Origin of the sequence: Streptomyces sp. NPDC001530 (assembly GCF_042894545.1) — a bacterium.
In the GTDB taxonomy this organism is placed as follows: Bacteria; Actinomycetota; Actinomycetes; order Streptomycetales; family Streptomycetaceae; genus Streptomyces.
Genome location: NZ_JBIAVS010000002.1, coordinates 168,880 through 181,523, shown reverse-complemented (window position 1 = coordinate 181,523; position 12,644 = coordinate 168,880). Strand labels below are relative to the sequence as shown.

Genomic DNA, 12,644 nt, shown 5'->3' with positions numbered 1-12,644 from the left:
GCGGGTTTCCGGGTGTTCACCCGCGACGTCAGCCGATCGGCGGCGGTGCCTGCACCGGAGGGGGCGGCAGCACCGGACGGCGCCTGCGGGCCCGTACGCGGATCGCCACGACCACGACGGCCGCCGACAACACGCCGCCCACCGTCAGCAGCCACGCCGGGACCCCGCCGACCCTCAGCAGCCGGTCCTCGTAGATCACCCTGCGGTACGTCGCGTCGCTCGCCGCGCGGTGCAGTACGTGGTCGCCCCAGATCTTCGACGGCTGCGGGAACTCCTGGTCGAGGGCGGTGAGGAAGTCGGTGCCGTCGGTCGCCAGCGGGGCCAGCGCACCCGACGTCGAGGAGACGCGGCCCGCGTACGAGACCACCGGCTGGTCCCCGCCGATCGCCGAGGTCGGCTCCATGCGGTGCGCGGCCAGGACGTACAGGCCCAGCGACTGCGGGGTCCTGGCCAGGCGGGACAGCCGCATCGGGTAGACCAGCCTGTCGCTGGCGAAGGTGAGGTGGAGCGGGTCGAGGGTGCCGCCGAGCGGGGTGTCGGTCTTCTCCGGGGCGAGGCGGATCGCCACGTACTCCCAGCCCTGGTCGACGTACGGGCGCAGCGCCTGGTCGAGGCGGTCGGGGAGGGCGAAGCCGTTGTCGGCGAGCCAGTCGCCGAGCGCGTCGGAGTCGGTGGCGGTCAGGCGGGCCACGTCGAAGGGGCCGAGGCGCTCGCGCCCGACGACGCCGACGGAGGGTGCCGTCGCGCCGGCTCGTGGGGCGTCCGCGCTGTCGTCGTCGCCCGCGAAGGGCCAGTCGCCGCTGTCCGGCCAGAAGTAGTGCCGGGTGCGGTGCTCGGGCGCGGTCGCCTCGTCGAGTTGGTCGAACAGCGCGCTGTCGCCCAGCTTCACCGTCGCGCGGTGCGGCACCGGCATGATCCACGCGGCCTTGTGGGCGTCCCCGGAGACCGTCAGGCTCATCACGATCTGTTCCTGGCGGCCGTCCCAGCGGACGACGGACATCTCGCGGTTCACGGTGACGTGCCGGGTGCCGTCCGGCACCATCGCGCCGCACCCGCAGGCGTACGCCGGTGCCACCAGCGATCCGAGCTGGATCCCCAACAGCGCCAGGAGGACGGTCAGGACCCGCCCCCGTACGAAACTCGACCAACGCGTCCGTATGTCGCGCAACATCCCCCGTAGCCTTCCGTCGTGCCGTCGGACAGGGTCTCAGACGACACGACGGAAGCCACGGTTCCAGGTCAGCGCACCGAAGGCTCGACGGAGGGCGCCGAGCCCGGCAGCGGCCGTCCCGCCGACTCCGTCATGAACCACACCGCCACGCCGCCGATCACGGCCGCGGCCATCATGTAGTAGGCGGGCATCATCATGTTCCCGGTCGCCCCGATGAGCGCCGTGACCACCAGCGGGGTCGTGCCGCCGAAGAGCGAGACGGAGACGTTGAAGCCGATGGACAGCGAGCCGTAGCGGACCTTCGTCGGGAAGAGCGCGGGGAGCGCCGCGGGCATCGCGGCGGTGAAGCAGACCAGGAGCAGACCGAGGGCGCCCATGCCGAGCGCGACCGCGAGCAGACTGCCCTGGCGGATCAGCAGCACGGCCGGGATGGAGAGGGCCAGGAAGCCGGCGCAGCCCGCGGCGATCACCGGGCGGCGGCCGATCCGGTCGGTGAGGGCGCCCGCGAAGGGCTGCACGATCATCATCAGCGCCATGACCCCGAGCACGACGAGCAGGCCGTGCGTCTCGTCGTACTTGAGCTCGCTGGTCAGATAGCTCGGCATGTAGGAGAGCAGCATGTAGTCGGTGACGTTGAAGACCAGCACCAGGCCCATGCACAGCAGCAGGGCGCGCCACTGGCCGGTGATCATCTCGCGCAGCGGCACCTTGGGGCGGTCCTTCTCCTTTTGAGAGGACTTCTCCAGCTCCGCCGCGAACGCCGGGGTCTCCTCGAGGCGCATCCGCAGGTAGAGGCCGATGATGCCCATCGGGCCCGCGATCAGGAACGGCACGCGCCAGCCCCAGGACAGCAGGTCCTCGGTGGAGAGGAAGGCGGTCATGAGGGTCACCAGGCCCGCGCCGCCGATGTATCCGGCGAGCGTGCCGAACTCCAGCCAGCTGCCGAGGAAGCCGCGCTTCTTGTCGGGCGCGTACTCGGCGATGAAGGTCGACGCGCCCGCGTACTCGCCGCCGGTCGAGAAGCCCTGCACCAGACGGGCCGCCAGGAGCAGCAGGGGCGCCCCGACGCCGATCGTCGCGTACGACGGGATCAGGCCGATCGCGAAGGTGCCCGCGGCCATCATGATCATGGTGAGCGCGAGGACCTTCTGACGGCCTGGGGGTCCCCCCACGCCCTTAAGGCGTGGGGGAGGTCGCCGAGCGGCCGAAGACCATGCCGCCGAGCGGGCGGACGAGGAAGGCCGCGGCGAAGGCGCCGAAGGTGGAGAGCAGTTGCGCGGTGGGGTTGCCCGACGGGAAGAAGACCTTGCCCAGGGTCACCGCGATGTAGCTGTAGACGCCGAAGTCGAACCACTCCATCGCGTTGCCCAGGGCGGCGGCCTTCACGGCGCGTTTCACCAGGGCGGGGTCGGTGACGGTGGCCTCCGGTGGTGCGGGAGTCCGGGGTCCGGGGACGACGGGCGCGACGGTCGTGGCGGATGACAAGGGCATGCCTTTCGACGGGGACAGGGACGCGGCCCACCCGGGGACGGAGCGGGACCGGAATCGGCCCATCCGGGGGCGGACCGGAATCGGCCCACCCGGGGGCGGACCGAAAAGCGACCATAGGGGCATTCATCTGCATTACGTGCCGTACGCGACTCACTGCACAGAGCGCACGAATACGTCGTACGCAGGGGTGATGAAGCGGCTGGGAATCCCTTTTCGATGGCCTGTCTGTGATCTATGTCGCGGAGCGAGGGGGTCACCGAACCGTTCGCGCACTATCGTCATCCGGACAAAAGACGGGAGGCCGTCAGGTGAAGAGGGGGTTGCCTGCGTCTCACAGCGGGGGTGGTGCGAGCCTCTCGGGGTTCGCACAGGATGAGACCTGCGGGACACACGGGACGGATGGGGCGGGAGGGCCGACGAGGCGTGGCGAACGTGGAGCACGGCGGACGAGCGGGTAATGCCTTCGGGGCGGGGGCTGCCGAGACAGCGAGGGAACGGCTGCGCGCCGCCCGTATCGGGCTGTGGGTGATCGCCGCCGTCCTGGCGGTACGGCAGGTCACCGTCGTCCTCAGCACGCCCAAGGGGGAGCGGCTGACGGACCTGGAGACCTGGGTCGGCACGAACGGCGTGCTCCATGTGAAGGGCTCGCTGTACGACTCGACGCGGTTCACCGGCACGCCGTTCGGCGGACTCGTCCTCAAGCCCCTCACCCGTGCCGCCGAACAGGCCCTCGGGTGGGGCTGGACCTTCGGCACCCTGCTGCTGGTCGTCGCACTCGGCCTGGTCGCGGCGCGCGCCCTGCCGCAGCCCGTGAGCCGGCGTACGTCGCTGCTGGCCGCGCCCGTCGCGATCAGCCTGCTGATGCTGTCGCTGCCGGTGCGCAACACCCTCTACCTCGGCCAGACCAGCATCATCCCGGTCCTGCTCGTCCTGCTCGGCTGCTTCGCCGTACGCGGGGAGCGCGCGAGCGGCGTCCTGATCGGGCTCGCGGCGGCGCTCCAGCCGACCGTGCTGCTCTTCGCGCCGCTGCTCTGGTTCACCGGCCGCCGCAGCGCCGCCGCGTCCACCGGGATCACCTTCGCCGGCCTGACCGCGCTCGCCTGGTCGGCGATGCCGCACGACTCGTACACGTACTGGGTGCACCACCTGGCGGGCGTCGGCCTCGGCAAGGACGCGGACGACCTCGCCAACCAGTCGCTGCACGGCGCGCTGCTGCGGCTCGGCCTCGAAGGGCCGCTGGAGATCGGCCTGTTCCTGGTCCTCGGGGCGGCCGTCGCCGTCCTCGGCCTGCGCCGCGCGGTGCGGTACGCGCAGGACGGGCAGCTGCTGCTCGCCGTCGCGATCACCGGCTGTGTCGCCGTCGCCGTCTCGCCCACGACCTGGCAGCACCAGCTGCTGTGGGTGCTGCTCGCGGTGGTCGGCCGGGTCGGCAGGAAGACCTCGGACCGCTACATGTGGCCGGTCGCCGTCATCCTCGTCATGACGCTGCCCGCGAAGATGATGCTGCCGAACATGGCGGCGCTCTACCCGCTGCGCGACAACGTGGTGCTGCTGGCCGCGCTCGCCGCCGCCACCGTCGTGCCGTTCCTGTCGCGCACCTCGGAGTACTACCGCAAGCCGATCCCCACCGACTACGCGGAGCCCGTCCCCACCCGTTTCAAGCGGGTGCCGCTGCTGCCCTTCCTCGGCCGCGTCCTCACCCGACCGAACCTGCTGCTCGAACTGCTCCTGATCCGCGTCGGCTACTCCGCCTACCAGCAGGTCAGACTCGCGGCGACCGGCGGCACCAACGCGGGCGGGCGGGCCACCGCCGAGCACCACGGCGACCAGATCCTCGCCATCGAGCGGTTCCTGCACCTCGACATCGAGCACTGGGCCAACCACGCGGTGGTGAAGGTCGGCTTCCTGCGGGACTTCTTCGACTTCTACTACGAGTCGTTCCACTTCGTCGTCCCGCTCACCGTCCTCGGCGTGCTCTACGCCCGCCGCCCCGCCGACTACCGCTGGGCGCGCTCGGCGCTCGGCTTCGCCACCCTGCTCGCGCTCGTCGGTTTCTGGCTCTACCCGCTCGCCCCGCCGCGTCTGATGCCGGGCCTCGGCGTCATCGACACGGTGCACGGCTTGCAGGACTTCTCCAAGCCGGACTACGGCACGCTGACCGCGCTGACGAACCAGTACGCGGCGATGCCCTCGCTGCACTTCGGCTGGTCCCTGTGGTGCGGGCTCGTCATCGCGGTCCTGGCGCCCAAGTGGTGGATGAAGGCGCTGGGCCTGCTGCACCCGTTCTTCACGGTCTCCGCGATCGTGGCGACCGGAAACCACTGGGTACTGGACGCGGTGGGCGGCGCGGCCGTCGTCGGCGCGGGCTTCGGTCTGACCTACCTCCTCCAGGGCCCGCGGCCCGGGGCGCTGATGAAGCCAGTGGAGGTCAGCACGAAGGAGCTGGTCCCGGCGACGGGCCGTACTCCGAGCTGATCCGGTACTCGCCCGGCTCGGTCACCGTCAGCCGCGTGAACTCGCCGTCCTTCTCCAGGCAGCCGCCCTCGGCGCGCAGCCACGGCGAGTACGCGACCCGCAGGGTCACCGAGCCGGGCCTCGGTATCCGCACGTCGACCTCGGCGCTCGTGGTCCGCACGACGGAGGCGGGCGCCGACACCAGCGGCACCGCGCCGCGCACCCGGAACACCCGCCAGTGCGCGTCGTTCCACACCGGCTCCAGCCACGCGGGCCGGTTCTTCACCAGGCGCGCCTCGTCCTCCGCGAATCCGTCGGGCTTGCCCGACGGCAGGACGACATAGCCGACCGCCCAGCGGTTGAGCCAGGCCCGGTAGGTCGCCGCCGAGAACGAACCGTCGTAGAAGAGCCGGCCGCGCTCCATGTCCAGTTGGCGGTTCCAGCCGCGCGCCAGGTTCACATGCGGGGCGAGCGTGGTGGCCTCGCGGTGGTTGCGGGCCGGGACCACCTCGACCCGGCCGCGGTCGGCGCCGAGCCGCTTCAGCTCCGTGACGACGCCATGGGTGTGGGCGGCCCAGGCCGGTACGGCGGTCGAGACCTCCAGATCGTCGACGGTCTTCTTGCCGACCCAGCCGACCGAGAACACGAGGGCCGCGATCAGCGCGTTGCGCCGCAGCCTTCTGAGGCGGGGCGCTCCCAGCAGCACCGCCAGCAGCACGGCCGGCGCGAACAGCTCCGCGAACCGCTCGACGTTCGTGCCGACCGGCGAGGGGATCAGATACGTCAGGACGGTCCCGGCGGCGTAGACGACACCGCTCCACCGCGCCACCCGCCAGCCCCGCGGGGCCAGCGCGGCGACGGTCAGCCCGAGCAGCACGGGCGGCCAGACCCGGGCGGGCGGCATCAACTGCTCCCCGGCGAACGGGAACAGCAGCGTCGTCGCGCCGACCACGACACACGGCGGCACCAGCAGCGCGAAGCCCCGCACCCGGTCCCGTACGACGAGATACGCGGCCCCCACCACCGCGAGGAACAGCCCGGCCACCGGGCTCGCCATCGTCGCGAGCGTCGCGTACGCCACCGCCAGCAGCACGCGCCGCTCGCGGGCCAGCGGCACACAGGCGGCGAGGCCCAGGGCGACGCCGAGCGCGAAGGTCGTGCGCCCCGAGGCGACGTTGCACCACAGCGCGAGGGAGCCGAGGAGCGCCGGGCCCACCGGCCGTCGTATCCCGGTGCGTTCGATCAGCACGGCGGCCAGCCAGGAGGCGGCGAGCCCGGAGACCACCGTCACCGTGCGCACGCCGAGCGCGGCCATCAGATACGGCGATATCAGGCTGTAGTTGGCGGTGTGCATCCCGCCGTACCAGAACAGGTTGTACGCCGATCCGCCGTGCCGGGACACGAACTCGGCCCAGGCCTCCTGGGCCGCGAGATCACCGCCTCCAGTGGCGAGGAACGCCCACCACACCGCGTACAGCGGGAGCATCGGCACGGTCGCCAGGAGCGGGAGGCGGTGGCGGCGCGGGAACGTCCGGACGGGATGGTTCCGGGGCGCTGCCTCGCGGTCTTGCCGGACGGGGGTCAGATCGGTCAGTTCGGCAGAGACCACGGCTCGGCTTTTCCGTTCGAAGTCTTCGAAGGTGTGGGTGTGCTGTGCCACGAGTGAAGACGCGAAACGGACCGGAAGCGTTCATCGGGGACCGAGGAAGCATGAGCGCCTCGGGGGAGGCAGGGGCGGAGCGTAGGGGGGATGCCCCTGCCTCCCGCGAGACGGGCCGACGGTACCGGGAGGCCGCCGGCCCGAGTTCGAGTGACTCGACTCGCGCAGAGTCGCAGGGTGACTCAGCCGGCGCTGACCTGGAGTTCCTTGACGCCGTTGATCCAGGCGGAGCGCAGTCGGCGCGGGTCGCCGGTCAGGGTGAGGTTCGGCATGGCGTCGGCGATCGCGTTGAAGATGAGGTCGATCTCCAGGACGGCCAGGGACTTGCCGAGGCAGTAGTGCGGACCGCCGCCGCCGAAGCCGAGGTGGGGGTTGGGGTCGCGGGTGATGTCGAAGGTGTCCGGGTTCTCGAAGACGTCGGGGTCGTGGTTGGCGGAGGAGTAGAAGATGCCGACCCGGTCGCCCTTCTTGATCTGTTTGCCGCCGAGTTCGGTGTCCTGGGTGGCCGTGCGCTGGAAGGAGACGACGGGGGTGGCCCAGCGCACGATCTCCTCGGCGGCGGTCGCGGGGCGCTCCCGCTTGTACAGCTCCCACTGCGCGGGGTGGGTGAGGAAGGCGTGCATGCCGTGGGTGATGGCGTTGCGGGTGGTCTCGTTGCCGGCGACGGACAGCATCAGCACGAAGAAGCCGAACTCGTCGGAGCCGAGGTTGCCCTCGTCCTCGGCCGCGACCAGCGTGCTGACGATGTCCTTGGCCGGGCACTGCTTGCGGTCGGCGGCCATGTTCATGGCGTACGCGATGAGCTCGGTGGCCGACTCGGCGCCGACCTCCTCCGTGATGGCGTACTCCGGGTCGTCGTACGCGATCATCTTGTTGGACCACTCGAAGATCTTGGTGCGGTCCTCCTGCGGGATGCCGATCAGCTCGGCTATCGCCTGCAGGGGCAGTTCGCAGGCGACCTCGGTGACGAAGTCGAAGGGGCCGGAGTGGGCGCGCGCGCTCTCCACGATCGCGTGGGCGCGGTCGCGCAGCCGCTCCTCCAGCGCGCGGATGGCGCGCGGCGTGAAGCCGCGCTGCACGATCTGGCGGACCCGGGTGTGCTCGGGCGGGTCCATGTTGAGCAGGATCAGCCGCTGGGCGTCGATCGCGTCGCGCTCGATGTGCTCGTTGAAGCGGATGATCGCCGTGTTGAGGTAGGAGGAGAAGATCTCCGGGTGCGTGGAGACGTACTTGACGTCCGCGTGCCGGGTGACCGCCCAGTAGCCCTCGTCCTGGAAGCCGGCGACGTTGTCCGCCTGGGGGATCCAGCGGACCGGTTCGGCCCGGCGCAGCTCGGCGAACTCCGGGAGGGGCACGCGGTGATGGAGCAGATCGGGGTCGGTGAAATCGAACCCGTCGGGCAGCGCTGGACAGGGCATGGGTGACTCCAGCCGTGTTCTGACGGTCCATCAGGAATGCCGTGAAGGTAGTAACGGGTTCTACAAGTGGCAAGGGGTACGGCGCCCCGAATTGCGTGCGGAATTCGTGCAGATCGCAACTTCGGAGCCTGCAAGACCCTTGCGGTGGTGGACATGCTGTCAGCAGACTGCAAACAGAACTAGAACGCGTACTAGTTCTGCGTGGCGGGTGGGCCGGGACGCCCGCGCCGCGCGGGTGACCCGAGGAGAGGACCCATCCCCCATGGCCGCGGAACCCGTGATCGTCGAAGCCGTACGCACCCCCATCGGCAAGCGCGGCGGCGCGCTCGCCAACCTCCACCCCGCCTATCTCCTGGGCGAGACCTACCGTGAACTCCTCGGCCGCACCGGCATCCACGCCGACTGCGTCGAGCAGATCGTCGGCGGCACGGTGACCCACGCCGGCGAACAGTCCATGAACCCCGCGCGGACGGCGTGGCTGACCATGGGGCTGCCTTACGAGACGGCGGCCACGACGGTGGACTGCCAGTGCGGCTCCTCGCAGCAGGCGTCGCACATGGTGGCCAACATGGTCGCGGCCGGCGTGATCGATGTCGGGATCTCGTGCGGCGTCGAGGCGATGTCGCGAGTGCCACTGGGATCCGGGTCCAAGCACGGGCCCGGGAAGCCGTTCCCCGACGAGTGGAACGTGGACCTGCCCAACCAGTTCGAGGCGGCCGAGCGGATCGCCCGGAATCGCGGGCTGACGCGCGAGAACGTCGACTCGCTCGGGCTCATCTCACAGGAACGCGCCGCCATCGCCTGGTCCGAGGAGCGCTTCAAGCGCGAGACCTTCGCCGTACAGGTGCCGACCACCGAGGACGAACAACGCGCCGGGCAGGGCATGTGGCGGCTCGTGGACCGGGACGAGGGCCTGCGCGACACGTCCATGGAGGCGCTGGCGAAGCTGAAGCCGGTCATGCCGACGGCGGTGCACACGGCGGGCAACTCGTCGCAGATCTCCGACGGTGCGGCGGCCATCATGTGGGCGTCCAAGCGGATGGCGCGGGCGCTGAAGCTGCGACCGCGCGCGCGGATCGTGGCGCAGGCGCTGGTCGGTGCCGACCCGCACTTCCACCTCGACGGGCCGATCGACGCGACCCGGGCCGTGCTGGGCAAGGCCGGGATGTCCCTGAAGGACATCGACATCGTCGAGATCAACGAGGCCTTCGCGTCCGTGGTGTTGAGCTGGGCCCAGGTCTTCGAGCAGGACCTGGAGAAGGTGAACGTGAACGGGGGCGCGATCGCGCTCGGCCACCCCGTGGGGGCGACGGGAGCCCGGCTCATCACGACCGCCCTGCACGAACTTGAGCGCAGGGACAAGGAGTTCGCGCTGATCACGATGTGCGCGGGCGGGGCGCTGGCCACCGGCACGATCATTCAGCGGTTGTAGTCGTCCAGCCGGCGAAGGTGGTGCACGCGGCGGGGTCGAGGCTGAGGATGGCCCCGCCGGGTTGTCCGGGTGCAGGTCGCGGACGGCTGCCCTCGACTCGCGTGCCGGGCCGAAGGGGTGCGGGGCTGACGTGACCGTCAGCCCCAGCCCCGGCGTGTGCTACTTGCGCACCGCGAAGCGCATCAGGTCCCGCTCGTCCCCCTGCTTGATCTTCCCCGTCTCGTTGATGACCTGGAGCTTCCAACTCCCGCCGACCCGGATCGCCTTGGCCACGGCGCAGCCGTTGTCGTTGGTGAGCAGGCTCGGCCAGATGTCGGCGACCTGCTGGGTGCTGCCCCCGGTCGCGTCGTAGACCTTGAAGCTGATGTTCCGCGCCTTCTGGAAGGCGCTGCCCTTCTTGTACGCGGCGGCGACGAACACGATCGACGTGATGTTCGGCGGTATCCGGCCGAACTCGACGGTCACCGTCTCGTCGTCCCCCTCCCCGCGTCCGGTCTGGTTGTCACCGCTGTGCGTCAGTGAGCCATTGCCCATCGGGTCCAGGGAGTCGAGGCCCGCCAGCCGTACCGGGTCCGAATCCTGCATCGCGATGGCGATCAGGTCGAGGTCGGTGCCGACGTTCCGGCGGATCTTCCCCATCAGCCCGCCACTGCTCCCGGCGGTGGGGTCCCAGGACACCCCGATGGACAGATGGGTCACCCCGTCCAGATCTGCCGGACCGTCTTCCTTCGTGAGCGTGATCATGCGTGATCCTCTTGGTGGTGGACAGCAACGAATGAAGTGTGCCTGAGCGTCCTGTGCCCGGTATACCGGGTATGGGAATAGCTGTTCGGCGCCGCGTACTTGCACCTGCCCGCGCGCGTACTTGCACCTGCCCGCGGCGGCCTTCGCCGGCGGCCCGGGGCTGTGCTGCTACTCCTTCCCGGACGCCGTCACCGCCAGCACCCCCGCCGCCGCCGCGGCAATGAGCAACGGGATGCCCAGCCCGTGATGCAGCACCAGCCACGCGCCGAGCAACGCCCCCGCCAGCATCGCGAACACCGACGCCGTACGGCGTGGGGAGCGTCTGCCCGCGCCGCCACCCGGGCGGGATTCGGCGGCCAGGCCCGTCAGAGTCATCGTCAGGACGGTGGTCGTCAGGTCGGGGACGCCCAGCTTGCGGACGGTCGCGTTGCGCAGGCCCATCGCGAAGGCGGTGAGGGCGATCAGGGTGTAGAGGGTGCCGGTCGCGCCGGGCGCGGCGAAGGCGACCAGCGACGACGCGCCGACCAGCGCCGCCTCCGCGCCGAGCGTGGCGCGTACCCAGGTGCGGCGCGAACTCCCGCCCATCCGCTTCCCGACGCGTCCGCCTGCCGCCGCGCCTGCCAGGAACGACACCAGTGACACCAGCGAATGCCGGGTCGAGAAGCCCGGTGCGCCCGCCGCGGCGAAGCCCAGGACCACCACGTTGCCGGTCATGTTCGCCGTGAAGACATGCCCGAGGCCCAGATAACTCACCGCGTCGATGAGCCCGCTGACCACGGTCATCCCCAACAGCACCGCCACCAGCCGCACTCCGCGCGCCTCCGGGTCGCGTGTCTTCTCCGTCTGCGTGGTCATGGAGCCTCCGGTCAGCAGGACGGGCACGGTGGCCCCAAGTCCACCACGGACGTGGGGGACTCTCGGATGTCGACGCGAACCGTGCGTCCGCCCTCCTGGCGGGGCTCGCGGCAGCCCCGGTCGCCACAGCGGCCACGGGCACGCCGCGGCCGGTGTCGCGCGGCGCCACGGGGCCGCTGCCTTCGTGTGAGGGATGCCGGGCGGGTCGACTGGGTTCGCGTGCGGCTACTTGAGCTCGGCGGCGGTGTAGTAGTCGTCCAGAACATCCTTGTAGTTGGTCTTGTCGACGCTCGTCGGCTGCAGCAAGTAGGCGGGCACGGCCTTGGCGCCGTTGTTGTAGGCCATGGTGTCGTTTACCTTCGGCGACCTGCCCTTGAGCAGGTCGTCGGCCATGTTCGAGGCGACCTCGGCGAGGTGGCGGAGGTCCTTGTAGACGGTCTGCGACTGCTCACCCGCGATGATCGACTTCACCGAGGCCAGTTCGGCGTCCTGACCGGTGATGACCGGGAGGGGCTTGCTGCCGGAGCCGTAGCCGTCCGACTTCAGCGCAGACAGGATGCCGATGGAGATGCCGTCGTACGGCGACAGGACCGCGTCGACCTTCTGGCTCTGGTACGACTTGGTGAGGATGCCGGTCATGCGCTTCTGCGCGGTGGGCCCGTCCCAGCGCAGGGTGGTGACCTGGTTGAGCGCGGTCTGGCCGGACTGGACGACCAACTGCTTGCTGTCCAGGTATGGCTGCAGGAGCGCCATCGCACCGTTGAAGAAGTATTTGGTGTTGTTGTCGTCGGGGGAGCCGGCGAACAGCTCGATGTTGAACGGGCCGTCCTTGCCGTCCTCCAGGCCGAGCTTGTCGATGATGTAGCGGGCCTGGAGCCGGCCGACCATCTCGTTGTCGAAGGAAACGTAATAGTCGACGTTCTTGGTGCCGAGGATGAGCCGGTCGTAGGAGATCACCGGGATGTCCGCGTCGGCGGCCTGTTGGAGCACGTCGTTCAGCGACTTGTTGTCGATGGCCGCGATGATCAGTGCATCGACGCCCTGCTTGATCAGGTTCTCGATCTGTGAGACCTGGGTTTTCGGGTCGTCCTCGCCGTAGACCAGCTTGGTCTTGTACCCCTTGGCCTTCAGGTCCTCGACGACGCTTTTGCCGTCGGTGATCCAGCGCTCGGAGGCCTGGGTCGGCATGGCGATGCCGATGGTGCCGCCCTTGGAGCTGCTCTGGGAGCTTCCCTCGCTGTTCTGGCCGCATGCGGACAAGGTGAGGGCGAGGGAGGCGGCTCCGGCGATGGCGGCGAGGACGGCTCTTCGGTTGCGCATGGTGTTCGTTCCTCGTTCTTCTCGTCGTTGAGAGGATGACGGCGTATCAGCCGTCGGTGGGGAGGCGGTGCGGTGGGCCGGGCAGCCGGCGAGCGGGTC

The 12,644-nt window shown here is 70.2% G+C and carries 8 protein-coding genes and 1 pseudogene; 2 read left to right on the top strand and 7 right to left on the bottom strand.

What is annotated here, in order from left to right:
- Positions 1-28 precede the first annotated feature (28 nt).
- Entirely contained in the window at positions 29-1,171 is a 1,143-nt protein-coding gene (locus ACFY0T_RS03730) for a DUF2330 domain-containing protein (protein ID WP_388864370.1), read from the bottom strand.
- A gap of 68 nt (positions 1,172-1,239) precedes the next feature.
- Positions 1,240-2,777: pseudogene (locus tag ACFY0T_RS03725) on the bottom strand (MFS transporter).
- Between the two features lie 308 nt (positions 2,778-3,085).
- Between ACFY0T_RS03725 and ACFY0T_RS03720 the strand changes: the two are divergent.
- Positions 3,086-5,137 (top strand): bifunctional glycosyltransferase 87/phosphatase PAP2 family protein, encoded by a 2,052-nt coding sequence (locus tag ACFY0T_RS03720; protein ID WP_388864369.1) that lies wholly within the window; start codon positions 3,086-3,088, stop codon positions 5,135-5,137.
- Here the strand turns inward: ACFY0T_RS03720 and ACFY0T_RS03715 are convergent.
- Both ACFY0T_RS03715 and ACFY0T_RS03710 read right to left on the bottom strand, forming a co-directional pair.
- Positions 5,091-6,725, bottom strand: coding sequence for a hypothetical protein (locus tag ACFY0T_RS03715; RefSeq protein ID WP_388864731.1), 1,635 nt, complete (start codon positions 6,723-6,725; stop codon positions 5,091-5,093). The genes ACFY0T_RS03720 and ACFY0T_RS03715 overlap by 47 nt on opposite strands.
- 233 nt (positions 6,726-6,958) lie before the next feature.
- Positions 6,959-8,194, bottom strand: a complete 1,236-nt coding sequence (locus ACFY0T_RS03710) for a cytochrome P450 (protein WP_388864368.1) — start codon at positions 8,192-8,194, stop codon at positions 6,959-6,961.
- A gap of 262 nt (positions 8,195-8,456) precedes the next feature.
- On the opposite strand from ACFY0T_RS03710, the gene ACFY0T_RS03705 reads away from it, so the two are divergent.
- Entirely contained in the window at positions 8,457-9,626 is a 1,170-nt protein-coding gene (locus ACFY0T_RS03705) for a steroid 3-ketoacyl-CoA thiolase (protein WP_388864367.1), read from the top strand.
- Between the two features lie 159 nt (positions 9,627-9,785).
- Here the strand turns inward: ACFY0T_RS03705 and ACFY0T_RS03700 are convergent, their stop codons facing one another.
- From ACFY0T_RS03700 to chvE, 3 genes are all read right to left on the bottom strand, one after another.
- Complete coding sequence (locus tag ACFY0T_RS03700) at positions 9,786-10,370, bottom strand: TerD family protein (protein WP_388864366.1); 585 nt, start codon at positions 10,368-10,370, stop codon at positions 9,786-9,788.
- Between the two features lie 168 nt (positions 10,371-10,538).
- The gene (locus ACFY0T_RS03695; protein WP_388864365.1) at positions 10,539-11,225 is read right to left on the bottom strand and encodes a YoaK family protein; all 687 of its coding nucleotides are present in this window, start codon (positions 11,223-11,225) and stop codon (positions 10,539-10,541) included.
- Positions 11,226-11,450: 225 nt separating this feature from the next.
- Positions 11,451-12,545 carry a multiple monosaccharide ABC transporter substrate-binding protein gene (gene chvE / locus ACFY0T_RS03690; RefSeq protein WP_388864730.1) on the bottom strand — a complete coding sequence of 365 codons (1,095 nt, stop codon included), beginning with the start codon at positions 12,543-12,545 and terminating at the stop codon, positions 11,451-11,453.
- Positions 12,546-12,644: the final 99 nt, after the last annotated feature.